This is a genomic window from Mucilaginibacter lutimaris, from assembly GCF_042676625.1.
In the GTDB taxonomy this organism is placed as follows: domain Bacteria; phylum Bacteroidota; class Bacteroidia; order Sphingobacteriales; family Sphingobacteriaceae; genus Mucilaginibacter; species Mucilaginibacter lutimaris.
Genome location: NZ_JBHTIA010000003.1, coordinates 1,422,343 through 1,449,032, shown reverse-complemented (window position 1 = coordinate 1,449,032; position 26,690 = coordinate 1,422,343). Strand labels below are relative to the sequence as shown.

At 43.7% G+C, this 26,690-nt stretch carries 28 protein-coding genes; 12 read left to right on the top strand and 16 right to left on the bottom strand.

Annotated elements, in window-relative coordinates:
- The first annotated feature begins 3 nt into the window (after positions 1 to 3).
- From ACFQZI_RS07470 to ACFQZI_RS07430, 9 genes are all read left to right on the top strand, one after another.
- Positions 4 to 684 (top strand): SMI1/KNR4 family protein, encoded by a 681-nt coding sequence (locus ACFQZI_RS07470; RefSeq protein ID WP_377140531.1) that lies wholly within the window; start codon positions 4 to 6, stop codon positions 682 to 684.
- 340 nt (positions 685 to 1,024) lie between these two features.
- Positions 1,025 to 1,399, top strand: a complete 375-nt coding sequence (locus tag ACFQZI_RS07465; protein ID WP_377140528.1) for a GtrA family protein — start codon at positions 1,025 to 1,027, stop codon at positions 1,397 to 1,399.
- A 13-nt stretch (positions 1,400 to 1,412) separates the two neighbouring features.
- The gene (locus tag ACFQZI_RS07460; protein WP_377140526.1) at positions 1,413 to 3,962 is read left to right on the top strand and encodes a DUF5686 and carboxypeptidase-like regulatory domain-containing protein; all 2,550 of its coding nucleotides are present in this window, start codon (positions 1,413 to 1,415) and stop codon (positions 3,960 to 3,962) included.
- 41 nt (positions 3,963 to 4,003) lie between these two features.
- Positions 4,004 to 4,723 carry a CDP-alcohol phosphatidyltransferase family protein gene (locus ACFQZI_RS07455; RefSeq protein WP_377140523.1) on the top strand — a complete coding sequence of 240 codons (720 nt, stop codon included), beginning with the start codon at positions 4,004 to 4,006 and terminating at the stop codon, positions 4,721 to 4,723.
- Between the two features lie 43 nt (positions 4,724 to 4,766).
- Positions 4,767 to 5,318, top strand: a complete 552-nt coding sequence (locus ACFQZI_RS07450; RefSeq protein ID WP_377140520.1) for a DUF4833 domain-containing protein — start codon at positions 4,767 to 4,769, stop codon at positions 5,316 to 5,318.
- 5 nt (positions 5,319 to 5,323) lie between these two features.
- Entirely contained in the window at positions 5,324 to 5,950 is a 627-nt protein-coding gene (locus tag ACFQZI_RS07445; RefSeq protein WP_377140518.1) for a sterol desaturase family protein, read from the top strand.
- On the top strand, positions 5,943 to 6,881 hold the full coding sequence (locus ACFQZI_RS07440; protein ID WP_377140516.1) for a phosphatase PAP2 family protein: 939 nt from the start codon (positions 5,943 to 5,945) through the stop codon (positions 6,879 to 6,881). The genes ACFQZI_RS07445 and ACFQZI_RS07440 overlap by 8 nt, the downstream gene beginning before the upstream one ends.
- Before the next feature lie 232 nt (positions 6,882 to 7,113).
- Positions 7,114 to 7,878, top strand: coding sequence for a hypothetical protein (locus tag ACFQZI_RS07435; protein WP_377140514.1), 765 nt, complete (start codon positions 7,114 to 7,116; stop codon positions 7,876 to 7,878).
- 83 nt (positions 7,879 to 7,961) lie between these two features.
- Positions 7,962 to 8,534 (top strand): CAP domain-containing protein, encoded by a 573-nt coding sequence (locus ACFQZI_RS07430; RefSeq protein ID WP_377140512.1) that lies wholly within the window; start codon positions 7,962 to 7,964, stop codon positions 8,532 to 8,534.
- Here ACFQZI_RS07430 and ACFQZI_RS07425 read toward each other — a convergent pair whose 3' ends face one another.
- The 3 genes from ACFQZI_RS07425 to ACFQZI_RS07415 form a co-directional block, all read right to left on the bottom strand.
- On the bottom strand, positions 8,535 to 8,777 hold the full coding sequence (locus tag ACFQZI_RS07425) for a DUF1456 family protein (RefSeq protein ID WP_377140510.1): 243 nt from the start codon (positions 8,775 to 8,777) through the stop codon (positions 8,535 to 8,537). It abuts the gene before it with no gap.
- Between the two features lie 23 nt (positions 8,778 to 8,800).
- Positions 8,801 to 9,487, bottom strand: a complete 687-nt coding sequence (locus ACFQZI_RS07420; RefSeq protein ID WP_377140508.1) for a pseudouridine synthase — start codon at positions 9,485 to 9,487, stop codon at positions 8,801 to 8,803.
- A 335-nt stretch (positions 9,488 to 9,822) separates the two neighbouring features.
- The gene (locus ACFQZI_RS07415; protein WP_377140505.1) at positions 9,823 to 10,674 is read right to left on the bottom strand and encodes an MBL fold metallo-hydrolase; all 852 of its coding nucleotides are present in this window, start codon (positions 10,672 to 10,674) and stop codon (positions 9,823 to 9,825) included.
- A gap of 329 nt (positions 10,675 to 11,003) precedes the next feature.
- On the opposite strand from ACFQZI_RS07415, the gene ACFQZI_RS07410 reads away from it, so the two are divergent.
- A complete protein-coding gene (locus tag ACFQZI_RS07410; protein WP_377140503.1) occupies positions 11,004 to 12,146 on the top strand; it encodes a putative sensor domain DACNV-containing protein in 1,143 nt (380 codons plus the stop codon).
- Here the strand turns inward: ACFQZI_RS07410 and ACFQZI_RS07405 are convergent.
- From ACFQZI_RS07405 to fabF, 7 genes are all read right to left on the bottom strand, one after another.
- Positions 12,143 to 12,496: a hypothetical protein gene (locus ACFQZI_RS07405; RefSeq protein WP_377140501.1), complete on the bottom strand. Its 354-nt coding sequence runs from the start codon at positions 12,494 to 12,496 to the stop codon at positions 12,143 to 12,145. The two genes, ACFQZI_RS07410 and ACFQZI_RS07405, sit on opposite strands and share 4 nt — an antisense overlap.
- Position 12,497: 1 nt before the next feature.
- Entirely contained in the window at positions 12,498 to 12,782 is a 285-nt protein-coding gene (locus ACFQZI_RS07400) for a GNAT family N-acetyltransferase (RefSeq protein ID WP_377140499.1), read from the bottom strand.
- A gap of 61 nt (positions 12,783 to 12,843) precedes the next feature.
- Complete coding sequence (locus ACFQZI_RS07395) at positions 12,844 to 13,467, bottom strand: alpha/beta hydrolase (protein WP_377140497.1); 624 nt, start codon at positions 13,465 to 13,467, stop codon at positions 12,844 to 12,846.
- A gap of 3 nt (positions 13,468 to 13,470) precedes the next feature.
- Positions 13,471 to 14,406, bottom strand: coding sequence for a ring-cleaving dioxygenase (locus ACFQZI_RS07390; RefSeq protein WP_377140495.1), 936 nt, complete (start codon positions 14,404 to 14,406; stop codon positions 13,471 to 13,473).
- Between the two features lie 49 nt (positions 14,407 to 14,455).
- Positions 14,456 to 15,310, bottom strand: coding sequence for a pirin family protein (locus ACFQZI_RS07385; RefSeq protein ID WP_377140493.1), 855 nt, complete (start codon positions 15,308 to 15,310; stop codon positions 14,456 to 14,458).
- 160 nt (positions 15,311 to 15,470) lie between these two features.
- Positions 15,471 to 16,052, bottom strand: a complete 582-nt coding sequence (locus ACFQZI_RS07380; RefSeq protein WP_377140491.1) for a Crp/Fnr family transcriptional regulator — start codon at positions 16,050 to 16,052, stop codon at positions 15,471 to 15,473.
- An 18-nt stretch (positions 16,053 to 16,070) separates the two neighbouring features.
- On the bottom strand, positions 16,071 to 17,309 hold the full coding sequence (fabF, locus tag ACFQZI_RS07375; protein WP_377140489.1) for a beta-ketoacyl-ACP synthase II: 1,239 nt from the start codon (positions 17,307 to 17,309) through the stop codon (positions 16,071 to 16,073).
- Positions 17,310 to 17,477: 168 nt separating this feature from the next.
- On the opposite strand from fabF, the gene ACFQZI_RS07370 reads away from it, so the two are divergent.
- Positions 17,478 to 17,744 carry a hypothetical protein gene (locus tag ACFQZI_RS07370; RefSeq protein WP_377140487.1) on the top strand — a complete coding sequence of 89 codons (267 nt, stop codon included), beginning with the start codon at positions 17,478 to 17,480 and terminating at the stop codon, positions 17,742 to 17,744.
- Positions 17,745 to 17,780: 36 nt separating this feature from the next.
- Entirely contained in the window at positions 17,781 to 18,584 is an 804-nt protein-coding gene (locus ACFQZI_RS07365; RefSeq protein WP_377140485.1) for an NIPSNAP family protein, read from the top strand.
- A gap of 9 nt (positions 18,585 to 18,593) precedes the next feature.
- On the opposite strand, the gene ACFQZI_RS07360 is transcribed toward ACFQZI_RS07365, so the two are convergent.
- The 6 genes from ACFQZI_RS07360 to ACFQZI_RS07335 form a co-directional block, all read right to left on the bottom strand.
- On the bottom strand, positions 18,594 to 18,773 hold the full coding sequence (locus ACFQZI_RS07360; protein WP_377140483.1) for a hypothetical protein: 180 nt from the start codon (positions 18,771 to 18,773) through the stop codon (positions 18,594 to 18,596).
- A gap of 8 nt (positions 18,774 to 18,781) precedes the next feature.
- The gene (locus ACFQZI_RS07355; protein ID WP_377140480.1) at positions 18,782 to 19,456 is read right to left on the bottom strand and encodes a GNAT family N-acetyltransferase; all 675 of its coding nucleotides are present in this window, start codon (positions 19,454 to 19,456) and stop codon (positions 18,782 to 18,784) included.
- 120 nt (positions 19,457 to 19,576) lie between these two features.
- The gene (locus tag ACFQZI_RS07350) at positions 19,577 to 20,959 is read right to left on the bottom strand and encodes an alpha-amylase family glycosyl hydrolase (RefSeq protein ID WP_377140477.1); all 1,383 of its coding nucleotides are present in this window, start codon (positions 20,957 to 20,959) and stop codon (positions 19,577 to 19,579) included.
- Between the two features lie 44 nt (positions 20,960 to 21,003).
- Positions 21,004 to 22,077, bottom strand: a complete 1,074-nt coding sequence (locus tag ACFQZI_RS07345; protein WP_377140474.1) for a SusE domain-containing protein — start codon at positions 22,075 to 22,077, stop codon at positions 21,004 to 21,006.
- A gap of 12 nt (positions 22,078 to 22,089) precedes the next feature.
- On the bottom strand, positions 22,090 to 23,571 hold the full coding sequence (locus ACFQZI_RS07340; protein WP_377140471.1) for a RagB/SusD family nutrient uptake outer membrane protein: 1,482 nt from the start codon (positions 23,569 to 23,571) through the stop codon (positions 22,090 to 22,092).
- Between the two features lie 12 nt (positions 23,572 to 23,583).
- Positions 23,584 to 26,535: a SusC/RagA family TonB-linked outer membrane protein gene (locus ACFQZI_RS07335; RefSeq protein WP_377140469.1), complete on the bottom strand. Its 2,952-nt coding sequence runs from the start codon at positions 26,533 to 26,535 to the stop codon at positions 23,584 to 23,586.
- Positions 26,536 to 26,690 lie beyond the last annotated feature (155 nt).

Genomic DNA, 26,690 nt, shown 5'->3' with positions numbered 1-26,690 from the left:
ATTATGAACAATATAATAAATAAGTATTTCAATGCTTATTTTTTAACAGGTCCGCATTGGGTTGGTTATATAAGTCAGTTTTCACCCCCATCTATGATGGATTCAGCTATTGATCATGAGGGATATTATAAGTGGAAGCCAATAAAAGGCACATTAACTTATGCTGATTATCAAAAAGTTGAACAAAAATTCGATGTCAAATTTCCAAAAAGTTTCATAGAATGGCATAAAAGATATTTTTTTTTGAATGCAGGGGGATATGTTGTTTCTTTACCAAACTCATACCCAACGCAGCCCCTGCAAGCAATTATTGACAATCTGGACAATGATCTTTCAGAGGAGTTAATTGCCCGAAAGCTATATCCTTTTGCTACAGATGATAATGATATCGGGTTTTTCGTTTTTGATGGTCGGGAAGAAAGAGAAGAGAATGAATTTCCCATAAGATTATATGACCATGAGTACGGCGGGGATGATCTTGACGGTTTAAGCGAAATCTTATTTTCATCTTTTACCAAACTGTTAGAATGCCTTACCTATACTATTGAAAATAGTAAAGCACCTTTACACGAAAACATTGCCGAGTTTATTAGAATAGACCCACAGGGAGCCGGTAGGGATGGCATTGATTTTTGGTTGCACCGGATTGCTTTTGAAAAAGAGAATCTTGATTATGACGAATAAAATAAATTTGTTATTCTTCACGCATCTGGGCCTGACTATTATGACGGCATGTTCGCCGTCAATAATTTTAATAAAAATTATACTGTAACTGGTTATTGCCTTAACGGGCAGTAACCAGTTTTTTATTTTACGGGTTTTAGGTTTAAATTAACGATATTCGTAGCAAAACGCAAACCTCCCCCCGAGGGCTTTGTTGTTTAAGTTAAACTAATTGCAGTATTTTTTACGTAGATAGTAACAAATTGGGAACCCTAACGTCTACTACCTGATGCTGAAAATTGGATGGACTAATAACCTTACGGCGGGGTTAAAACGTATTAGCCGCATTATTTAAACCTGAATGGCAACATTTGTTAAGGCGCAAGCCTCTTCCTTTATATCTTCAGCAGTTGACTTCTTAACCACTATTGTGCTTAAAGAGGCATTTTCTGTTTGGTACGTAACCGCAAGTTTTATTGGTACTATTATGGGCGGCGTTACAAACTTTGCGCTGGGCCGCGTTTGGGTATTTAAAAAACGTAAAGAAAAAACCATTCCTCAGCAGGCTATAAAATATGTGTTGGTATGGTGCGGTAACCTTGCCCTAAACACATTAGGTGTGTTTTTAGTTACACACTATATTAAGTTAGATTATAAGATCTCAAAAATAATAGTATCATTTACAGTAGGGATAACATACAATTATTTCCTGCAAAAGAAGTTTGTATTTGCATAACCTCATAAACTTAATGAATTTTAAATACCCCTTTAAATATCCAGTTCTTATACTTTTTTTACTGATAGGTTTTGCAGCCAAAGCGCAAACTACCATTGTTACCGGTAAAGTTACCGATGGCGGCAACCGCGACGGGCTCCCTTTTGTATCTGTGGCTTTTGTTGGCAGTAATATAGGTACTGTTACAAACAGCACAGGCCATTACACTCTTCGCACAACCGGCAGTTATAACCAGATAAAAGTAAGTTACGTTGGCTTTAAGGATGCCACCTACAACGTTGCACCAGGTAAAGAACAGGTGATAAATGTGAGGATGATCCCGTCCTCTACGGCGTTGAGCGAAGTAAACATCAAGTCTGCCAAGAAAACAAAGTACCAAAACGATAACCCTGCTGTGGCGTTGATACGCAAGGTTATAGAGAATAAAGAGAAGAACCGCCCCCAGGCTTATAACTATGTAGAGTACAAAGAGTACGATAAGATGCAGTTTGCACTTAGCAATATATCTGATAAGGTTAAAGAGAAAAGGCTTTTTCGTAAGTATAAATTTATATTCGAGAATAAAGACAGTGTAACTTATCCCGGCAAAACCCTGCTGCCCATATACCTGAAAGAACGCCTGTCTAACGTATATTACCGCAAAAATCCCGAAGTTACCCGCAATGTGATATTAGGCGAAAAATCGGTTGACTTTGGGCCCGGCTTTGATACCGAAGGTGTTGGCCAGTACTTTAAGCACCTTTACGAAAAGGTTGACATTTACGATAACAGCACCTTATTGCTGGGCCGCGAATTTTTAAGCCCCATTGCTAACACCGCCCCTTCGTTTTATAAATATTTTATAACCGATACCATTACACTTGAAAGCGGTAAAAAACTGGTACAACTTAGCTTTACCCCCCGTAATACCAACGATATTTTGTTTGAAGGCGATATTTATATAACGCTTGATGGTAATTATGCCGTACAAAAAGCGAGCTTAAGCATAAACAACAACATCAACGTAAATTTTGTGCGCAGCATGCATGTTGACCAGGATTTTGAGTTAAGCCCTGATGGACGTTACCACCTTAGCCGAAGCAATACCTTTGCCGATTTTGGTATAAGCGCCAAGCGCAAAAGCGGGCTTTTTGGTACCCGTACGCTTACCATCAAAAACTTCGAGATAAATAAACCGCATGGCGATACTTTATACAAGGCCCGTGCAGAACTGGAGGATGAAGAATTACGCAACCGTCCCGAAAGCTTTTGGGCCCAGAACCGCCTGGATACCCTTACCACTGCCGAATCTAAAGTTTATAAGAACATTGATAGCCTGGTGCATATGCCATCCTTCAGGCGCACGGCTGATATAATTAACCTGCTGTTTGCAGGCTTTAAAAACTTTGGCAAATTTGAAATAGGCCCTGCAAGTACATTCTATAGCTTTAACCCGGTAGAAGGTTTACGCCTGCGTGTTGGTGGCCGTACAACAGCGGATTTTAGCAAAAAGATCTTTTTTGAAAGCTATGGCGCATATGGTTTTAAGGACGAAAAGTGGAAATACTTTTTCGCCACCACATACTCGTTAAACGGTAAAAGTATTTACAGGTTCCCGCAGCATTATATCCGCGGTAGCTTTCAGCGCGATACAAAAATACCCGGCCAGGAGCTGCAATTTGTACAGGAAGACAACTTCCTGCTATCTTTTAAGCGTGGCCGTAACGATAAATACTACTATAATGATGCTTACCGTATCGACTACCAAAGCGAGTTCGAGAACCATTTCTCGTACCACGTCGGTTTAAGAAAGCTGATGCAAACACCAGCAGGCAGCTTGTATCCGTTCATCAATACACAAGGCACCAATACTTTTAACAGTCTGACTACCTCTGAGGTTAACGTAGGCGTACGTTATGCGCCGAACGAACAATATTACCAGGGCAAGCTGTTCCGTACACCCATTATAAACCAGTACCCGAAACTATCGCTTGATTATACAAGGGGCCTTAAAAATGTATTGGGCGGCGAGTATGGTTATGATAAAATTGAATTCAGGGGCGATAAACGTTTTTACCTGGCACCATTTGGTTTCTCTGATGTGGTTTTAGAGGGGTCTAAAACCTTCGGGCAAATCCCATATCCGTTGTTAAACATCCACCGTGCAAACCAAACCTTTGCATACGTTATAGATTCGTATAACCTGATGAACTTTTTGGAATTTGTGAGCGATAAATCGGCCAGTGTAATTATCGATCATCACTTTGGCGGCTACTTTTTCAACAAAATACCTTTATTTAAAAAACTGAAGTGGCGCGAAACCTTATCCGGTAAGGCCTTGTGGGGCGGCTTGAGCGCACAAAATACACCATCGCTACATCCAAACCTGTATCAATTCCCGGTTGATGAAAACGGCAACCCTATAACCTACGGCCTTGGCAAAACCCCTTATATTGAAGGCAGCGTGGGTATAGAAAACATTTTTAAATTTGTACGTGTTGATTACGTTAAAAGATTTACCTACCTGGATCATCCCGATATTGCGAAGTGGGGGATCCGTGTAAAAATCAAATTTGACTTTTAATCAATAATAGTTAATTTAGGTTTACATACTTTTACCGGCAAATGGAATCACAAACATCAGTACGTACAAGCCTCCAACTGGGGATATACAAAGTTATCGACCCTTTTGTAAAGCTTCTGATCAAAATTGGCTTAACGCCTAATGCCGTTACGTCTATAGGTTTTGTTTTAAACGTAGGAGTTGCAGCCATATTTATTATCGGTGCCGAAGATGGTAACCGCGGCGACCTGAGCTACGTTGGCTGGGCGGGCGGCCTTATTTTATTTGCCGGCCTTTTTGATATGCTCGACGGACAGGTTGCCCGTTTGGGTAATATGAAATCTGTTTTTGGCGCTTTGTACGATTCCGTTTTAGACCGTTACAGCGAGTTGATCATGTTTCTGGGCATTTGCTATTACCTTGTTGCACATCACTACTTTTTAAGTTCCATATTCGCGTTTATAGCCCTTATAGGTTCAATGATGGTTAGCTACGTGCGCGCCCGTGCCGAAGGTTTAGGCGTAGATGCCAAAGGCGGCCTTATGCAACGCCCCGAGCGTGTGGTAACAATTGGCTTATTCGCCATATTTTGTGGCATAGCCTCGTCATACTTACCGGCCGACTATAAACTATACATTCCAGGTATTAAATGGCACGTTTTTGAAACCATGACCATTTTTACTTTCCCTATTACTGTACTTGCCGTATTAACTAATTTAACTGCCTTTAAAAGGTTGGTAAATGCCAAAAAAGCATTAGACGAAAAAGAAGAGAATGCGTAAAACTCTTTTAAAATGTTCTGCAGTGCTTTTTTTAGTTTCTGCAATGGCGATTTATAACGCCGCTGCAAAACATGGCAAAACACAACAAACAGATACTACCAGAGTACGCACTGATGATAAGGGGCTTACTTACCCTACCCCGCCGCAAAACCCCCTGCGGCTGTTTTATTTGCAACGCTCGCCCAATATAAACGCATTATCTTACGATTTAAATATTAACAAGGCTACAGGTAAGCCGGATAAAGACACACCCATACATGTATATTGGTTAAGGTACGCCGAGGGGCAAGGTGAGGCTGCCGAGTTAAGCTATATACAACGCAAGTTTGCGTATGGCGTAACTTCTAAATCGTTGGCAAATGATAAGTATGATATCAGAATTATGTCATACAATAAACTTCCGCTTACTTTAATGAAGGCTGCCGACGGAAAATATCATATCTTCGCAACTGTATCCAATAAACAAATGTTACTCCAAAATATTTTTATTAAGATAGATGGTGGTACTTTATGGGTACCAAATGTTATTTTTGTAGAAATGCAAGGTACAGACCCCGTTACAGGAAAAGTGGTTACCGAACGTTTTAAACCCTGATTACTATGGCAAAGAATTTTGTATCGAACTCGCAGGAATCTGTGAGGATGTTTAAAAGCAATTTTTTAGAAAGTTTATCAAAAGTGCACTACTTTGTGCCTATCATAATTTTTGTACCGGTTATTTTAGTTACCAGCTATTTCGCTTACGACAGGAATATAGGCGTGTCTAACTATATCTGGTTATTTATAGCAGGCCTGTTTGTTTGGACGCTTACCGAGTATGTTATGCACCGCTTTGTATTCCACTTTGTGCCAAAGGCAAAATGGGCCCTGCGTTTGCACTTTATATTCCATGGCGTACACCACGATTACCCCAGCGATGCAAAACGTTTGGTAATGCCCCCATCGGCAAGTATACCGCTGGCAACAGGCTTTTACTTTTTGTTTAACGCGTTATTACCAACAAACTATATTTTCGGGTTTTTCCCGGGCTTTATTTTAGGTTACCTGTTTTATGATATATCGCATTATGCTATACATCACTTTAACTTTAAAGGCAATTTCTGGAAACGCATTAAACAACACCACATGCTGCACCACTACCAGGACCCTACCAAAGGTTATGGCGTAAGCTCTCCCCTATGGGACAAGATATTCAATTCAGATTTCATTAAAAAGCAGAATGGCTAATGCTGTTGGCGATGATATACGGATCAACACAAAAAGCATAGCTATTGTTACCGGTATATCAATTGCATACCTCATTTTATCTTATTTACTGGTTGGCTTTAAATCCGACCAACTTGTTTTGCTTTGCATATTCAACGTACTGTTTTATGCCTCGGTAATTACGCGCAAGTTCATTTTAGGCTTTTCTATTTTTATAATCTACTGGATCATTTTCGATTATATGAAGGCCTTCCCCAACTATAATTATAATGATGTTGCTGTTGGAGGCCTGTATGGCGCCGAAAAAGATCTTTTTGGCATCACCTATCATGGAAGCGTGCTTACGCCAAACGAATACCTGCGCCTGCAGGGCAATAATATTATAGATACCCTTGCCGGGTTATTTTACCTGTGCTGGATCCCCGTACCCCTTGCATTCGCAGCCTACCTGTTTTTTAAGAACAAGCGCCAGTTCCTGTACTTTTCGCTCACATTCGTACTGGTAAATATGCTGGGATTCATTATTTACTATGCTTACCCTGCCGCACCGCCATGGTACATCCAGTTCCATGGGTTTAATTTTCATCCGTTAACACAAGGTAATACCGCAGGGTTAGCAAGGTTTGATAAACTATATAATGTTAACCTGTTTAAATCAATATACGCTAAAGGGTCAAACGTGTTCGCGGCTATGCCCTCTCTGCACTCCTCATACCCGGTAATTGTGCTTTATTACGGCATTAAGAACCGCCTGGGCCTCGTTAACTGGTTTTTTGGTATTGTGATGTTCGGCATCTGGTTTACTGCCGTATACGCAAGCCATCATTACGTGCTCGATGTTTTGGCAGGTATAGCTTGTGCTACGTTGGGTATCCTCATCTTCAATTTGGTAAGATCCAGATCTGCCGGCTTTAATGCCTTTCTTAACAGGTACGAAAGCGTAATAAAGTAACTGTACTATTTCCTTTAATTAAAATGTACACTTTTATGTACTGCTAAATTTCAATACTGATGTTTAGCGGGATAATTAAGCCTGTTTGTTATTCTTATAAATGGCTGTACATCAAATTGATTGTAATATTAAAGTACTTTATTGTAACTTGCACACCCCGTAATAGTTTACCGGCAATAACGGGCATAAAAATTGAAGAGCATATAACATCTCACAATTGAGATTTAAGCAGATGAAAAAACTTTTTCTACTTTTCACATTTATATTAGCCGCTACAACATTTGCTGCACATGCCGACGACGTTGATAAAAACAACATCGACAGCCTTAAACAAAAATTGCAGCTTACCACCAACGATACCCTTAAGGGCGCTATATACAGGCAGATTGCGACCGAGTATTTACAGTTCGACAAACAACCTAACCGTAACTTAAAGGCTTATTACCAATCAGAAGCAATCCACTGGACCTTGCTTGCCCTGCATAATTATAGTTATTATGAGGATACTACCGGTATTCGTGCCAGTTTTGATGACCTTGCACGTGTTTACATTGCACAACGTAAATTTAGCCAGGCAAAGTGGTTCACCTTACAGTCAAATAAGATCTCACGAGAGGTTAAGGACGTTCCCAATATTATTAGCTCCCTGGTAAAGCTATCAGCCATAAAAATGGAGCTTAAAGAGTATAAGATGGCTATGCGCGACCTCGACGAGGCCTTAAGATGGTCAACATCTAATAATATGCCTGCTTCGGAGGCTCTTGTGCAGCAAAATTACGCTTACCTGTATAACAGGTTAAAAGATTATGATAAAGGCAACGCCGCCGAAAAACGCGCCACCGAATTAACGGCAAAAGCAGCCCTCGAAGCTGACAAACCCGTGATCATTAGTTTTGATAACTCACCCTCAAAACGGGTTGCACCCAAAAAGAAGAAGGCAATCATCGCGAAAAAGCAAGCTAAACCTACCACTATAGGTAAATTGGCATCGTTATAATATCAGCATGGCTCTTTATTATTTAACGGTACGGTTTATATATATTTAAACCATATTACGTTAATGGTGTCATAGATGGCGATATGAAGAAATACTATTTTGGCATTCTATTCTTTTTAACTGTTTTTGCTTTCAGCTCCTTTGTCTCTGTAAATAAAGTTGCGGGGTATGCCTCGTTTAAACAACAATTTTTAGACCTGATAAACGAAACACGCGCCAAAGGTTGCAAATGCGGCAATAAATGGTATCCGCCTGCCCCGTCAATGGTTTGGAACGACGATTTAGAAGAGGCTGCTAAAGGGCACGCTAAAGATATGGCTAAGCAAAATTACTTTAGCCACGAAAGTAAAGACGGCCGCACCATGACCACCCGGATAATTACCGCGGGATACGTATTTAAAGGCTGGAAGAGCTTTGCTGTAGGCGAGAACATAGCATTTGGGCAAACCAGTATCCCCGAAGTTATGACCGGCTGGTTTAAAAGCGAAGGCCACTGTAAAAATTTGATGAACCCCGGCTTTAAAGAGGTTGGCGTTGCCGAAAACAATAAATACTGGGTACAGGATTTTGGAGGCCGAGAACCGTTTAGCGAAGAACAGCAAAAATTAATTAAAAGCGGCAAATACCGCCTGATACAAAAAGAGCCGGGATATTAATTATTCCGGCTTTTGTGTTTTCTCTACTTTTGGCCCGCGAAGGTGTAGCACAAGGCCATTTAAAAAATTACGCAGTAACTGATCTTTACAAGGCTGAAAGTTAGGGTGGTCTTCGCTGCGGAAGATGGCACTCAACTCCGTTTTAGTGGTGCGGAAATTTGCCAGTTTAAGTATCTCGATGATCTGGTCGTCGCGCAGTTGCAGTGCTACGCGAAGCTTTTTCATGATGTCGTTATTGCTCATACTGCAAATATAAATATAGTTTGTTACTTATCCATCCAGCCCATCAACTGCATAACACGTATAAACTCAGGCTGTAATGCCGCATTAATGGTGACCTCCTCACGTGTTACCGGGTGCATAAACAATAATTGCGACGCGTGTAGAAGCATGGTTTCCATGTCCCATTTTTCCTTAAAAAGTTTATTCTGCTTATTACAGCCGTGTGTGCGGTCGCCAATAATGGGATGAAATATATGCGCGAAGTGTTTGCGTAACTGGTGCATCCTGCCTGTTTCGGGCGATGCTTCTATCAACGAATACCTGGATGTGAGGTGACTACCAAAAGGTACATCCAGTTCGGCGCGTTCCAAGGTAATATAGTTGGTCAATGCGTCCTGTAAAGTACCGTTCTCTTTACGCAGCGGGTAATCTATCACTTCGGCATCGGGAGTGTAGCCACGTAAAACGGCCAGGTATTTCTTTTTCACCCTGTTCTCCATAAAGGCTTGCTGCATGGCAATCTCCGAAACTTTATCAAACGCGAACAGCAGCACACCGCCTGTTTTCCTGTCGATACGATGAGCAGGGTTCACTTTCCTGCCAATCTGGTCGCGCAGTAATTGCAGTGCAAATTCCTCAGCATCGGCGGCAATAGACGAACGGTGCACCAACAACCCGTGTGGTTTATTAATGGCAATTAAGTGGTCGTCCTGGTAAATTATCTCAAGCATATATCAATGGGCGAAGATAAGCGTTTTAAGGTCGTTTGAGGGTGAGATAATAACAGACAGAAGCAAGTGTAAGATCTGGACATTATTGTTAGAATGGCATAGTCCAAAATCACAGATCTAACATCTAAAATAAGGTGTTCCATTCCGTCCCGTTTTTACAAAAGTGGGACAGCCCTTTAAAAATTTATAAATAGCTGATTTAAAAATACATTGAGCAATTTCAAAACAAGTAGCACTTTAAGTTAAGTTAAAACTTTTAAATTTACAAATTATTGATTATCAACACATTAAATACTTGTCTCGGACAGTGTAATAAATAGTGGGACACCCTGCTTTTAAACGATCGCAAATTGAAATTGACCGGTGATCTGATTAAGCACAGTGCTTTCTCGGGGTGCCGATGGTAGCGGGTCTATCACAAATACGGGGCTTTCCTCGTAACGGGATGCCACACAAACGTAGGTATCTCCGGCATGTTCTGTAAACATTTTTAGGGCGAGGTCGGGGCAGTTATTATCTTTTGATAAATGTGCCAGTAAAACATGGCTCATATAACCCGGCTTATGTTCAATGAACATATTCAGCGCCTGCTTATTAGATAGGTGGCCCTTGCCCCCACGGATGCGGCGTTTCAGGAAATAAGGGTATCTGCCCTGTTCCATCATTTCCTCATCGTAGTTGGCTTCCAGGAAAACGGCGTGGCATTGCGCGAAATGGCGGATCAGGTGTTCGCAGGGGGCGCCAATATCCGTAAATACCCCAATGCGGGTATCGCCATTACTTATCATAAAGCTATGGGGTTCAACAGCGTCATGGTGTTTGGGGAATGGCATCACCTCAAGGCTGCCGATCTTCACAGATTCGTATGAGCGTAAACTAATGCACAGCTCTTTGGGTACATCACCACAATGGTGTACCGTGCCATCAGTTACATAAACAGGCAGCCGGTATTTTTTAGACAGTACCGCCAGTCCTTTAATATGATCAGAATGTTCGTGTGATATAAAGATGGCCTTTACCTTTTGCATAGATAAACCAAGGCGCAGCATCCGTTTCTCGGTTTCGCGGCAGGATATACCGGCATCAACCAATACAGCTTCGCGCTCGTTACCAACGTAATAGCAATTGCCGTTACTCCCCGAATTTAATGACGCTATATACACCGGCATAGCTACAAAGTAAAACATTTCGGCCAAATACTAAAAGCATTAGCGTGGTTTTATTTTCAACAAGCTCAATCCAGTTGTGGGTGTTCGGATCACAAGTGTTCGGAAGATCCGCCTGACAATCAACTCACCCCGCAACACTTAGTGCGCGCAAAGAGGGTAAAGAAAAAAGTGAATCTTTCCACTTGTGGAGAGAGGGGTCGAGCGAAGCAAAGACCGGGTTAGTTAACAGCGCGTAACTCATTCTCAAATAATTTATCAAACCATCCTCAAACAACATTTACTTACATAATAATAACACTAATGCCCGCGGATATTAACTATAATTGTATTGAAAAACGCTTATACCGATGCTATCTGAACCCACCTACCTGCCGGCCCGTATGGTTGCCCCCGAAATTGAGGCGCATTTTAAAACGCACCAGTTGGCGGCACACAACATACCGGATAGTAACGTGGCCTCCGCGCCCGATGCCCACATCATCGAATCGGTAATTGATATAGCGTTTTGGGCAAGCATGAGGCGCGAGGAAGGACGGTCACCCAATATTTCATTAGCCTTGCTGCAGCCTTCCCAATCTGATAAACCGCTTATTTTTGGCGAGAAACTTAGGCTAACCACCCAAAACCTCATCAAACTTGCCCCTGCTGTTGAGCAGCCGGGCATACATTTGGGTGTTTGGCCCGAGGGCGACGACCTGTTTATTTGGGGCACTACCCATAGCGTACCTGCTATTTGTTTTGTGTTAGAAGTAATTGAACCGGGCCTGCTGGTAATAAAACACCGCCGTGTCGACGGCTTTGGCAAGTTTGTAAACGTTGCCGTTTTACAGGGCGACCAGATAAAAGTTTTAGACGAAGCTACTATGGGTGTAGCCGATTGCCCGCAGTTGCTAAAATCGCTTGCTAATATGCCATTGCCCTCCTATATGGGCGAGTCGTTCAATGTGTTGGTACAATTAGCAGCATCTATGAGGCAGCATAAACGTGGTGGCCTGGTTTTAATGGTACCTGCAGGTACAAGCAAGTGGAAGGAATCGATAGTGCAGCCGGTTAAATACCCGGTGATACCCACCTATGGTTCTATAGACGATCTTTTAAAACTTACAGATAAGGAAAGAAAAAAACTGGAGTGGCAGGAATCGTTATTGGAAGCGATAGACTTGATTGGTGGTTTTACCGCTGTAGATGGGGCAACAATTATAACTGACAAATACGGCCTGCTGGCGTTTGGCGCTAAGGCTGCCCGATCTGAAAACAGCACCCCTGTAGGACAGATCATCATGACGGAACCTGTTGCTGATGGTAAGGCAGTTAGAATGCACCCCGCCCAAAGTGGTGGCAGCCGCCATTTAGCAGCCGCCCAGTTTGTAAGCGACCAGCATGACGCCATTGCCCTTGTAGCATCGCAAGACGGTCAATTTACCGTTTTCGCATGGTCGGTAGAGTTGAATATGGTACATGCCCACCGGATAGATGTGTTGTTACTTTAAAAGATGATAAACAGCGAGCTCCTCTCCCTTTGCTCCAGGTTGCTGCTACGATGGCCTTTGCCTGTGGTATCTTCCATCAACAGCACCTCACCTTGCAGAAATGCGCGCTTCTCTCCTGTCGACGTTTCTATCTCTACACCACCATCAAGCAGAACAACATACTGCTTTTGCGGCGCGTTATGCAGATCATTATAGCCGGCAGGCACTTTTCTGAACTGTACCTGCTTTACCGCTACGTTTTGAGATAAAAAGCCAATTGGCCCTGCATCAGTTAATGGGTACATCACTTCGTCAAAATGGCTTTCGCCAGCTGCATCAGCATAAACACGGGTTACTTTAAAGCTTGCCATATTACACTACGATACGGTTCCATTCGGGATGGCGCTTTAAAAAAAATTGCACATAGGCACATAAAGGCACCAATTTTAACCCCTTTTGTTCTATATAAGTTAACGCCTTCTCTACAAGAGCGGCCGCTATTCCGCGGCCTTCCAGTTCACCGGGCACCTCGGTATGCACCAAATAGATCTTATCGTCTTTCAACCTGTAATCAATAAATGAGCGGTGCCCATCTACAACCAATTCAAAATTATGGATGGCCTGGTTATTAACCAGTTCAATTTCGTCGTAATTCATTTTCTTACTTTTTTAAACTGGCGCGATGTCCATAATGCCAGTAAATAATCTATCAGTTTTTTCATAAAAACACAAGCTGATTAGCTAATGCAATTTCGTTATAACTAATGGTATGCTGGCGGCCTTTATATACTTTTAAAGTCACATTTGCATTCATTCCTTTAAGTACATTTACACTTTCTTTTACCCTGTTCAACGGCACATGCGGATCCGGATCGCCGGTGGTAATCAATACCGGTGTACTCGCAAAATCGCTTTTGTAATTTGCGAGATCAAGTTCTTCGCCAATTAGTCCGCCTGTAAAAGCTACCGCGCCGCCGTATTGTTTGGCGTTGCGGGTTATATATTCGAGTGTTAAGCATGCCCCCTGAGAAAACCCCGCGAAGTAGATCTTATCCGCGGTAAAGCCATCGGCTAAAGCCCGTGCAACTACCTCATCAATCAACGAAAGAGCCGAGCTTAGGGCGGGTTCATTATCCTCAACAGGTGCTAAAAAACTATAAGGGTACCAGCTATTATTAGTAGCCTGTGGCGCGTAAACGGTCATGTCTTTAGCGTTAAGCTCATTGGCAAGCCGCATAATATCTATAGCCGAAGCGCCCCTGCCATGCAACATAATAAGGGCAGCTTTTGCATTGGCGGCGGGTGCGCCGCCAATGCTTATTTGTTTGCTGTGTGTGTACATTACTTAGTTTAATTTGGGTAACGATTTTTCTAAATGGCTGCGTAAACGCTCGTGTTGTTCAGGCAGTTTCAGGTTTCGGCCTAACTCCTCAACCGGTTCGTCAACACTAAAGCCCGGGTTATCGGTTGCTATTTCGAACAATACGCCTCCTGGTTCGCGGAAGTATAGTGAATAGAAGTAGTTACGGTCTATCTTATCGGTAATATGTAAACCTAATGCGGCTATCTTATCGCGATATTGCATCAACACGTCCTCATTTTTAACCCTGAATGCTACGTGGTGAACAGAACCACCTGCAACATGCCCGGCAACTTCACCCTGCACTTCTACAAGGTCTACTATATTTGCGCCATCTGCCGCATCGGTTACAAAGCGGTAACGATTAACATGCTGTTCTAATAATTTATAGCCAAACACATTAGTTAAAATGTCGGCAGTTGGCTGCATTTTGTTGGTTGTGATGGTTACATTATGGAAACCTTTGGTCGCATTGTCAGCTTTTATTTCGTCGGTTTCCCAAGGCAAACGGGTGTCAGTGGTTTTCGAGGCTATCAGTTCCAGTTTCAAGCCATCGGGATCTAAAAAGGTAAGGTATTGCTCGCCAAATTTTTCGGCTACCTTGTTATAGGTTACATTATATTTTTCGAAACGTTTCAGCCAAAAATCTAAGCTACTCTGGGGTACGGAGTAACCTATTTCAGTTGCCTGCCTTGGGCCTCTCCTGCCTGTACCAATGCCTTCCCAAGGGAAGAAAGTAAGGATGGTTCCCGGCGTACCTTGTTTATCGCCGTAGTATAAGTGGTAAGTTTCGGGGTCATCAAAATTCACGGTCTTTTTAACCATGCGCTGGCCTAAAACTTTTGTATAAAAATCATAATTGCGTTTAGCATTACCTGCTATTGCAGTTATGTGGTGTATTCCGTTTATTGTATTTTCCATGATTGCGTGTGTGTGTGTGTTTAAAATTTATGTTTTAATTTAATTTTGTTTAAAATTCGAGTGTGCCGAATAGACCGCTCTTATAGTCCTCAATGGCCTGGTTGGTTTCTTGGGCAGTGTTCATAACAAAGTTGTCCTTAGCGGCAACAGGCTCATCAATAGGTTCGGCGCTTAGATACAGTATCTGTGTATCCTCTTCGGCAGTGATAATGATCTCCTCGTTGTCCTTTTCAAATACCACCAAATTGTACTGCCCTACCGTTTCCTGGTTTACGTTTACACGGCCTTTGGCTATATAAAGCAATGTCCAGTAACCGGGGGTGGCCATCATTTGCACCTGCTTGCCCTGTGCTATCTCTCCTACTATTGATATTACCGGGGTGATGCTTTGTATCGGTCCTGTCTGGCCATCGTAAATACCGCTTGCCAATCTTAATTTAACTCCCTCCTGCTGCAACACGTTTGGCTGCTGCGCTTTGGTGGCCGATTGATAAGTCGGCTGGTCCCATTTATTAGCTTTGGGCACATTTATCCAAAGCTGGATCAGTTCCTGCATACCGCCGTTCTTTAGGAGTTCGGCAGTTGGGCCTTCGCTGTGTAAAACGCCTTTGCCTGCAAACATCCATTGCACATCGCCGGATTTAATAGTGCCGCTATTACCCGCGCTGTCTTTATGGTAACCTTCGCCCTGTAACTGAAAAGTAACGGGTGCAAAGCCACGGTGCGGATGCGGATGGATCCGTAACTCCTGGCCTGGCTTAACTTCTTTAGGCCCCATGTGATGTAGCACAACAAATGGATTAGCAAACCTAAAATCAATGTGGGGCAACGGCTGCCTCACCGTATCTTCTTTTGTTATTTGCTTCTCGCGGCCTGCAAGTATGTGTTGGATCTTCTTTTTCATATCTCTTGCGATTTGATATAACAAAGATAGCCTGCATTCGAACGCGGCCCAATAATGTAGGTTAAGGCCAATACTTATGGCAGGTTAAGAAGAAAACTTAATATAGATTAAGAGCAAGGCTTAATTGTTCTATTGTTTGATGGCTGTATTGTTGAATGCGCTACTTAACTATCTGCGTATTCAGCATCTTACTCAAAAACTCGGGTGTAACACCAATATAGGATGCCACCTGTTTTTGAGGCAGGGTTTTGATAAGTGAGGGATAAAGCTGGCAAAAGTTGGCGTAACGCTCCATTGCTGCGAAGATGGCGTTATCTATTTGCCTGTGCTGGTAGGTGGCTATAGCGTTTTGCCCAATAATGCGGTTAAAGCGTTCAAATTTGGGTACTTTAACATTCAGTTCCTCAAAATCGTTCTTATTGATAAAGATGTACTCGCTATCGTCTATAGCATCAATATTAAGGCGGGCCGGTTCGGCGGTAATGTAGCTACGCATATCGGTTATCCACCAGCCGGCAGGTGCAAATTGCAGTACATGCTCGGTGCCGTTCTTATCAACCGCGTAACTGCGCAGGCACCCGCTTGTCACAAAAATAATTTTAGAGCTTATGTCGCCCTCCTCCAGCACAAGTTGTTTGCGTTTGGCTTTTTTATAGTGGAGTATAGATAACAGCATTTGCTCCTCTTGCGCATCAAGCGTAACGTGTTTGGCAATACTGCTAAGCAAAAGGCTGTTATCCATCGGTATAAACTTAGGCAATTATACCTTTTTAAACAAGGCAATACCATTGTGACCGCCAAAACCAAACGTGTTGCTTAAAGCCACATCAACCTTTTTGTTGATAGCTTCTTTTATTACAATATGTAAGTTAAACGGAACTTCCGGGTCAATCGTTTGTGTGTTGATAGTTGGTGGGATAATACCATCTGTAATGGCTTTTACTGCTATGATAGATTCGATAGCGCCGGCGGCACCTAAGAGGTGGCCTGTCATCGACTTTGTGGCGCTTACAGCAAGGTTTTCGTTACCTCCAAATACCGCGCTAATGGCTTTAGATTCGCTTAAATCGCCAACTGGTGTTGAGGTTGCGTGGGCGTTTACATAATTTACCTGTTCTGCATTCAGCCCGGCATCATGCAGCGCGTATTTCATTCCCTGGATAGCGCCTTTACCCTCTGGATGAGTGGCGGTAATGTGGTATGCATCAGATGTCATGGCGGCCCCGGCAACTTCAGCGTAGATTTTAGCGCCACGGGCTACCGCATGCCCATACTCTTCAAATACCAATACACCTGCGCCCTCGCCCATTAAAAAGCCATCGCGCTCCACATCAAACGGACGAGAAGCGGTTTCGGGAGATTCGTTACGGGTTGATAATGCTTTTAAAGCGTTGTACCCACCAATTGATGCTTCGCTAATAGGCGCATCGGCCCCGCCTGTAACGATAATTTTGGCTTTACCCCAACGGATATAATTAAGGGCATCCATTATGGCGGTATTTGATGAGGCACATGCCGATACCGCAGAAAAATTAATACCCATAAATCCGTATTTAATAGAAATAAGGCCTGCTGCCATATTCACCAGTGTTTTAGGGATAAAAAAAGGATTGAAATGTGGTTGAAAGCCATTGGCTGCATAATCCCTCACCTGTTGTTCAAAGGTTTCGAAACCGCCCTGTGCCGAGCCCATGATAACGCCTATATCAAAAGGCGAGATCTTGTTTAGATCAAAGCCCGAATCCTCTATGGCTTCTTTAGCGGCAACCAGTGCGTATTGGGTGTAAAGGTCGTTACGTTTAATTTCATTACGGTCGAGATGATCGGCCATCGAAAAATCTTTTATTTCCGCGGCAAAATGTGTTTTAAAACCACTCGCGTCAAACCGGGTGGTCTTAGCGGCGTTGCTGCGGCCGTTCACGATGTTTGTCCAAAAACTTTTCAGATCGTTCCCGGCAGGAGATAAAACGCCAAGGCCCGTAATAACAACTCTTTTCATGCTTAATATACTGCTAAAAACCGGCCAAAGTTTTAATACCCCCTGCCGTTGCAATTATGGGCGCAAATGTAAATGAATATGCGCTTAAATAGGTAATAGATATTTAAACTTTTCGGTATGAATTAAAGCCATCTTTTAAAATGGTAAATTGCACCTTTATTTTACGCTATGGAAGAGTTGAAAGAACCATTTGATATATTGGTGGGCGGTGTTGTTTACTCCGTTTTCCCCGAGGAAGATAACGTTTACGCCATTTTTAAGGCGGGTACCGAGTTTGGTAAAATTGAGAAAGACACCGAAAATATTTGGTTATTGCTCGACCCCGAGACAGAAACCCCCATATTTAACAACAACCCCGAAGTTGATGCCATTGGCCAGGCTATCACCAACTATGTGCCCGAACCGGAAGATGATGAAGACGAGGATTTTGAGTAATATAATGCTATATTAGGCCACCAATTCCTAAATAAAATGCAAAGACGTTCGTTCGTAAAAGGCTCGTTAATTAGCGGCGCCGCTGTTGCCGTTGCACCTGTAGCAGCTATGGCACAAACCAAACCCTTAAAAGATAAAATACCTTCTTTAGAACACTACGAATTAAGGGTTTATACTTTTAAGGACGACCGCCAGCAAAAAATTACAGAAGATTTTTACCGTAATGTATTTGTGCCCCTGATGAAACAACAGCGGTACGAAACAGTGGGTGTTTTTACAGAGTTTAACCCCAAAGTGCAAACAAAATTATATGTTCTCATCCCCTTTAATACCTACGTACATGCCGAAGGACTTTATTATTTTTTAGAAAACAACAAAGATTACTGGACCCGCGGCGCGGCTTATCTTAACGCACCTGCCAGTGACCCGGCATTTGAACACCTGGAAACTTCAATGATGAAGGCTTTTAAGCACATGCCATCAAAACAATTACCTGCGCGAGAGCAGCGTATTTTTGAGCTTAGGCAATATAAAAGCGCGAGCGAGGCAGCCGGGAAAAAGAAAATTGAAATGTTTAACGACAAAGGTGAGATAGATATTTTTAAGCGCCTTGGTTTTAAACCCGTGTTCTTTGGCGAAACTATCATTGGGAACGACAGGCCAAACCTTACCTACATGGTTACCTTCAAAAATATGGAAGACAAAGCCGCCCATTGGAAAAGTTTTGTGGACGATGCCGAATGGAAAAAGATAAGCGCCGTGCCGGAGTATGCCGATGCCTTGCTGGTTTCCAAGATCACCTCAACCATGCTGGTGCCTACAGATTATTCGGGGATATAGGCCAACCTTTCATCTCGTTTTTATGATTTTTATACCATTGCTTCGCGTTTTTAACACCGATGGCAATGGCTGCCCCTCCTCCATGTGCTTATCTATAAGCAAAGTATTGGCAATCTCTACCGCTTTATCACGGATGGGTTTGGGCAGGTTTTTACATGATGGCGGGTAGTCGCCGTTTCTCCAGGGCATAACATTTTTTAGATATTACAAACGTAGCCCAATATCTGTTTGCGGCTTTTAAAGCCCACCCGCTCATAAACCCGCACGGCAGGGTTATCTTTAAGGACGTGCAGGAAAGGAATTTTGTCGACAGCCATGATCCGTCTGATCTGTTCATTCAGTAACAAGCCCGCGTAACCTTTGCCCAAATGATCGGGATGGGTGCAAACAGCACTTATCTCTACGTAAGGTAGTGGTTGCATACGCTGCCCGGCCATGGCAACCAGTTTACCATCCGCAAAAATGCCGGTGTACTCTCCAAACTCTATTGTGCGTTGCAGGAACGGGCCGGGCGCGGTTAGTTGAGTTAATGCTATCATTTCGGGTATGTATTCTTCGCCGAGATCAGTTATTTGTACTGATGAATCAACTTCCGGCATCGGTCCATCATAAACCATTTGCTTCATTTCAAAAGCTTTTACAACCTCCCATGGTTCAGGAAAAGTGATCTCATTGGGACTAAAAAATACGTAAGGCCCGCCATCTGTAATTTGGTGTTGAAGAGCGCCAAAGTTCTCATCAGTAAATTCATTAAGGCCGGCAAATGGCGCTACATCTCTGCGGAAGTGAAGGACATTATCTTCCCCTGCTGATAAATGATTGTTACCGCCGGAAAGGGCATTATAAATAGGGTTATCAAGTACGTGCTGCATAATATTACGGAAGCGCAAACTTATAATATTGTACCAAGTGCGCCATCATTTTTAAGCAATAAAAAACCCGCGGCATCTCAAACCGCGGGCTTAAACCAAATATAAATTAACCAATAATTTTTATCTTACTAATACCATGTGCTGGTATGGCTGCAGGTACAGGCTGCTGCCTAATGTTACAGGCGCATTAGTGAAAGCGTTTTTCCAGCCCGCTCCTGCCAATGCGGGTGGCACGGTGTACGTAGCGTTATTGCCTCTTATGTTGGCTATTATCAAAACTTTTTGTTTATCGTTTGATTTTGTGAAAGCCGCCACGTTATCGCTGCTGTATTGTGCAAGGTCGCCGGTTTTAACCGCTTCGCTGCCCGCCCGGAAATTCAGGATGCTTTTGTATTCGGCGGTCATGTCCGGGTTGGTACTCCAATCGATAGGCGTGTTATAAAAGAAATCTATCTTTTGCGTAGTGCCAACTTCTTGACCGTTGTAGATCATCGGTACACCTTTCATGTAAGCAGTAACCAAAAACGCCGCCATAGAACCGGCTTTACCACCATAAATATTTACGGGGCTGCCGTCGCTCAGGTAAACGTCGTGATTGGTTGTGTACCTCACCACTTGCGAACCCGGTAATGCAGGCGCATATTCGGCAGTGTTTGTGTTTTGCAGCACACTTAATGAGTTTGATGCGTCAAATACTTTATTCTTAAGGTCGTAATAATAACCCATGCCGTACACCATCTGGAAACCTGCCTTAAAGTGATCGGCACGGGTACCTTCGGCAAGCATCAGCAATTTATGGGTGGTGATACTTTTCATGGCATCGTTTGCTTCCTTCCAAAAATCAAGTGGTACAAAATCTGCGGCATCGCAACGATACCCATCTATGTTGGCGGTATACACCCAATATTTCATCGCGTCTATCATCGCGGCACGCATATCTTTATTGCCGTAATTAAGCTGTATCACATCGCTCCAGTTGGTACCGGTTGGCGGGATAAAGTTGCCTTTGTCATCCAATTTGTACCAGCTTTTGTTGGCTGTCCAGGCATTATCCCACGAGGTATGGTTAGCCACCCAATCCAACATTACAGCCATGCCTTTAGCATGCGCGGCATCAACTAAAGCCCGCAAATCGTCGAGATTACCAAATTCGGTATTAATGGCTTTATAATCTTTTACTGAATAAGGAGAACCCAGGCCACCTGCCGATTTTACCACTCCCACAGGGTAAATGGGCATCAGATAAACCACATTAATACCAAGGGCTTTGATATCATCGAGCTTGGCGGTTACGCTTTTAAAATCGTGATTTTGGCTAAACGCGCGAAGGTTAACCTGGTATATGGCAGCATCAGTAGTGTTTGGCACACCGGCAAAGGGTGTACCATATTGCGCATAAGCCGAATCTGTTTTTACGTTATTGTTACTGTCCTTTTTACAAAAACTAAAAATGGTTACGAGCGATAAAAGCAGCAGTTTCATTAGAGTTGGTTTGAATTTCATGATATCAAATTAAATGGGGCGACAGATGGCCATCGCCCCATGAATTAATTTTTCTTTAATTTAAAATTGTAGTTTGACGGATCGTGCAGATCCAGGGTGATGGTATAATTACCATCAGACGGTACGGTGATGTTTTGCACCGAGCCATCGTAACCAAATACCGGGTTATCGGCATAAGCCAGGTTGCCATCAGCGTTCACGCCAAAATCTATCACCCAAGCGTTGTTGGCCCTAAACTTGAACGAGCCGTCCTTTTTCATATCGCAGGTGACGGTCCATACCTGTTTGGCAACATCGTAGCTCAACTGCGTATCGGTATTCCAGCCCCCAGGTGAGGCATCGCCCAAAATAGACCAGGTAGTTGGCACCGCCGACCATGTTTTTGTATTCAGGTTGATAGATACCTGTACATAGCCCGGCCCCGGAGATACTAAACCACCTGCCAGGCCATCCTCGGTAATAGAACCGTTACCGCCATCGCCGTAGTTAATATGGTTCCAGTCCTGCGCACTGGTAAACTTAAAGTAGTAGTTATCAGCAACCGGCATGTACACATAGCCCTCATATATCTTTGGCTTTAAAGCCGCGGCAGTTGGCGCAGCACCGGGGTTCCAGCCTTGGTAATTACCCGGGATGTATAGCAGCGGATAAGTTGCAACCGGCTGGTAAGGCGTAACCTTTAATGTAAGTGCCTTGGTGTAAGCGTACTGATCTTGGTAAGACTGGATCCTCACCACCAGCGTACCTTCGGTAGCCGGCAGCAAACCCATATCGAGTGCGATAGTATTCAGGTCTTTACCCAGGTAAGATTTACTTAGCACATCTTTACCTACAACTACTGTTTTGGCGTTTGCCCAGGCGTTGTTACCAACCGTATCGGTAGGGACGTCTATCTGTAAAGCATAAGTTAACTGCGCCTTAACCGGGTATTTAACTGCCGGCCAGGAAAACGTGACAACTGAAGAAGTATCCTTTGCCTTAGTAAGCGTTAAAGAGCTTGCCGAAGCGGTGGGCTCTGAAGAGAATGATACCACCGCCATTTTGGTGATCTCGGCCTCTTTTTTACAAGCCGTAAAGCCTGCAATAAGTATGATAAAAAGGTATATTAATTTTTTCATGATGTTTATTGATTAATAACCGGGGTTTTGTTTTAATGTAGGGTTTGCGTCAAGCGCGCCTGTTGGTATCGGAAAGATCTGCTTATAGGCAGGAGTTGTAGGTACAAAACCATGCGCCAAAGTAAACTTGCCAAAGCGGATCATGTCCTGCCTGCGGTGGCCTTCCATGTTCAGCTCAAAGCCACGCTCATCATAAATATTATCAAGCGTTGGGCTGGCAATGGCGCCTAAACCCGCGCGTGTGCGTACCTGATTTAAGAACGGAGCAGCCGCGCCGGGGTTACCTAAGCGCACGTTACACTCTGCCTGCATCAGCAAAACATCGGCATAGCGGTACATTGGGAAATCGTTTGAGGCCCCGCTTGCATCAACAGGTGCAGCCGGGAAAAACTTCACGTCCCTAATGCCTTCGTTAGGGCCTGCTCCCGGGTCCATTAATGAGGTTACATCCCTGGTGTAAGTTACACTACCGGCCTGCGGGCCAACAAGAAATTGTTTCTTACGGATGTCGTTATCGGCAAACTTGTCGTAAAACTCCGACGGGATAATCGTACCGTTCCAGCCGGCAAAGCCAATTAATGCTGTACCATTAGCGCTATTTAAGCTACGGATACCCAGGATGTTTCCGCTGATGATATTCTCCGTAAGGAAAATAGCCATAATGGTTTCATCATTAGGGCATACATCGCCAAACAATTCGTAATACTGGTTACCCAGCGGGCTTGCGGTATTAGCCGCGCCGCTATGCAGGGTAAAGCCACCTGTAGCTACTTTATTGGCAGCTGCAAGTGCATCTGCCCAGCGTGGTGTGCCTGTGTACACTTCGGCATTAAGATAAAGTTTAGCCAATACCATGTAGCCTGCCCATTTGTTAAAACGGCCATAGTACTGCCCGCCACGGGTTTCAGAAAGCTGGTCAACGTTTTCTTTCAACTCGGTTTCTATGAATTTAAAAACATCGGCACGCTTAGCCTGCGGAATTTTTGATACATCAGTATTGTTATCGGTGTAGAATGGCACATCGCCAAAATCATCTATCGCCAAATAATATAACCATGCCCTTATTACCTTCGCCTCCGCAATTTTTGATGGATCGGCTTTGGCAGCGGTAAGTTGCGCAACAGCAAGGTTGGCGCTGTAAACCGATGAATAGATCCAATTCCAAGTGTTATTGATGATACCCAGGCTTGGCAAGGCTGTGCGTGTATAAAGCTGCGCGAAGTCAAGCTGCCAGTCTCCCGTGTTACGGTGAGGGATCACCTGCTCATCACTCGAGTATGAGTTTAGGTCGTACCAGCAATTATCGCGGCCGGCATAGTTACTGCCCCAGCTACCGGTAACCTTGCTGTAAACATTAGCAAGGGCAACATCGGCACCTGCAGGCGACGCGTAAAATTCGTTGGTACTATATTTATCGTAAACGTTTTCGTTTACCTTGGTGCAACTTTGGGTAACCAGGCCCAAAACCGCGGTAATCATTAATATCTTTTTCATTTTTAGGATTGGTTATTTTAAAACAACATTTAAGCCTACAGAGAAGGTGCGGGTGCGCGGGTAGATACCATTATCTACACCCGAAGAAGCACCGCCACTTGCATCCAGTTCGGGATCCAAACCTTTATAGCCTGTAATAAGCGCCAGGTTTTGCCCGGTTAATGATACACGCAACGCGCTGATGTATTTGGTTTTAACATCTACACGGTAACCGAACGACAGGTTCTCGAAACGCAAGTATGCCCCATTCTCTAACCATAAGTCAGAACCGTATTGTGTAGAGGCTATGCCCAGCGGTACAGCGCTTTGCAGCACATTTGATTTACCCAGGTTTTCAAGCAAACTAAATTTCTGCCTGATAGCGTTGTAAATTTTGTTACCACCCGCGCCTCGCCACACCATTGATACATCAAAGTTCTTGTAACTAAAGCTTGGGGTAAAGGCATAGGTGTATTTTGGCAGCGACTGGCCTTCTTCTACCCTGTCTTTACTTTGAGCGCCCTGGTCAATTACGCCATCGCCGTTCTGATCAACAACCGTTTCGGCGTTGTTGGCGTCTTTGCCATCATGCTGTATGATAAGGTAGGTACCAATCGGTTTGCCTTGTATCAGGTACGCGTTAGCCCCCCAGCCTATAAAATTGGTTGGTATATCGTACCCCTGTATATTACCGCCAAGGCTCAACACTTTGTTTTTCATAATAGAGCCGTTAGCAGCAAGTGTAAGCGTCATTTTATTGTTGCGGATCACAGTATAGCTCAACGCTGCCTCTAAACCCTGACGTTGCAGGCTACCTACGTTTGCCAGTATGTATGGCACTAAAAACGGCCCGACAAGTGGTACCGTGTAGTTAAATAACAAGTTATCTGTTTTTGATGAGTATGCATCAAATGAACCGTTAAGGCGTTGATCCAACATCGAGAAATCTAAACCTAAGTTGGTTTGTTTAACAGTTTCCCACCTTAGATTAGGGTTGGCATTTTGAGTAGCCGCATAGTTAGGAATAATGGCGCCGCCAAAATATACTGAACCTGCCTGGCCTACCAGCGGAATAGAGTTCTGCGGAGATATACCTTGTTGGTTACCCGTTACACCGTAACCGCCACGCAGCTTTAAAGAGCTGAACAGTTGCTGGTCTTTCATAAAACCTTCCTGGTCAATTCTCCAGGCCAACGATGCCGACGGGAAATTTGCCCATTTGTTATTGGCACCAAACACAGTTGAACCATCGCGCCTGAAGCTTGCAGTTAACAGGTATTTATTAGCGAATGAATAGTTAACCCTTCCAAGGAATGATATCAAACGCCTGTCGTTTTTGTATGAAGATATGTCGCCAACAACAGCTTTGGTAATATCGCCCAGTTGCAAAGCATTGTAAGTAGCAATATCATTTATAAAACCTTTCGCCTGCGCGAAGTTACCGTTGTAGGTTTGTGCCTGCCATTCGTAAATTGCGGTCGCGTCGATGTGGTGCGCACCAAAATCGCGTTTGTAGGTCAGGTTTATGTCCATCAACTTCTCGTCGGTATGGCGATTATTTACGTTGGCAACGCCTTTAAAATCTATAGCCGATTGAATGGTTGACGACACCGGCGCATAATAGCCCGAGTTTTCATCGATCTTTCTCCAACTGCCAAACCAACCTGCTGAAAGGCCTTTGTAGATCTCCAGATCAGCTTTTAAACTACCAAACAGGTTGTTGATATTGTTATCGTTTTTGATAGTAGTTGCCACCGCGTAAGGGTTGGTGTACTGGAACACGTTAGGGTCGCGGTAAAAAGTCCCATCGGCGTTTAACACAGGATCAGTTGGGCGGGCAACATATGCCTGGCTAATGAGGTTTGAGTTGAACGCTACGTTACCCACACCTGTTGGGCTGTAAGTGGTTTTGTTGATACCACTGTTCAGGTTCATGGTAAGCGTTAACTTGTTGTCAAGCGCTTTTTGGGTTGCTATAATGCGCCCAATGTATTTTTTATAACCCGAATTGATAACAATACCGGTTTGATCGATAGCGGTTACAGATGCACGATAATTAAAATCGTTTGTGCCGCCCCCAAAGGCTAGCGTATGGTTTTGTGTTACGCCATTTTGGGTAAGGATATTATACCAATCGGTATTTGAACCGTGGTTGGCAGATGCATCTACGCCCTGTGCCTGGGCTTGTGCTGTCCAGCCGGCAGCGTCAAGTATCTTTAGCTTGCGGGCAATCACATCTAACGAGGTATTTTCGGTAAACTCAATGCTTGTTTTGCCTGCCTGGCCTTTTTTGGTTGTTACCAAAATAACACCCGGCGCGCCACGCGAACCGTAGATAGCGGTTGCCGAGGCATCTTTTAAAATGTCTACAGATGCTATCTCGCTTGGCGGCACCTGGTTTAACAGGTCAAGGTTACCCTGTACACCATCAACAACCACTAAAGGGTCGTTACCGCCTTGCAATGAGGTAATACCACGGATACGCACACTTGGCGATACGCCAGGTTCGCTGCCCACCTGCGAAACATTTACACCGGCGGCTTTACCTGCCAGCTGTTGCAGCGGGTTCGTTATGGGGCCTGGATTAAGGTCTTTAGCGGCTACGTTAGATACCGCGCCCGTAATGTCAGATTTACGGCTGGTTCCATAACCCACAACCACTACCTCTGATAATGATTTTGAATTTTTCACCATTTGGATAGTTAGCGGCTGGCTTGCAAGCAGTGTTTTTTCGGCAACATCGTAACCAACAAAGGTTACAGTTACTACAACGGCCTGCTGCGAGCTTCTAACTTCAAAAGCACCGTTAGCATTAGTAGCAGTGGCTACATCGGTCCCCTTTACGCGCACAACCGCTCCGGGTAACGGCTGGTTGTTCTCGTCAACCACCTTACCTTTAAAAGGGACGGTTTGTGCAAAAGTTAGCGTAGCACAAAGAAAAAGAAGCACAGCCAAGCCGTACTTGAATAAGGAAATGTGTTTCATTTAAAACGGTTTAATTGGTTTAATAATCGGGCTGCCGATATGAGGGCGGCAACAGTATCAAAGTAAAAGAGCTTTACGCGTGTGTACAATATGTACAGAAGTTGATATTAAAAAAAACAGACACCATACTTATATAAGTAACTGATTATTAAAAA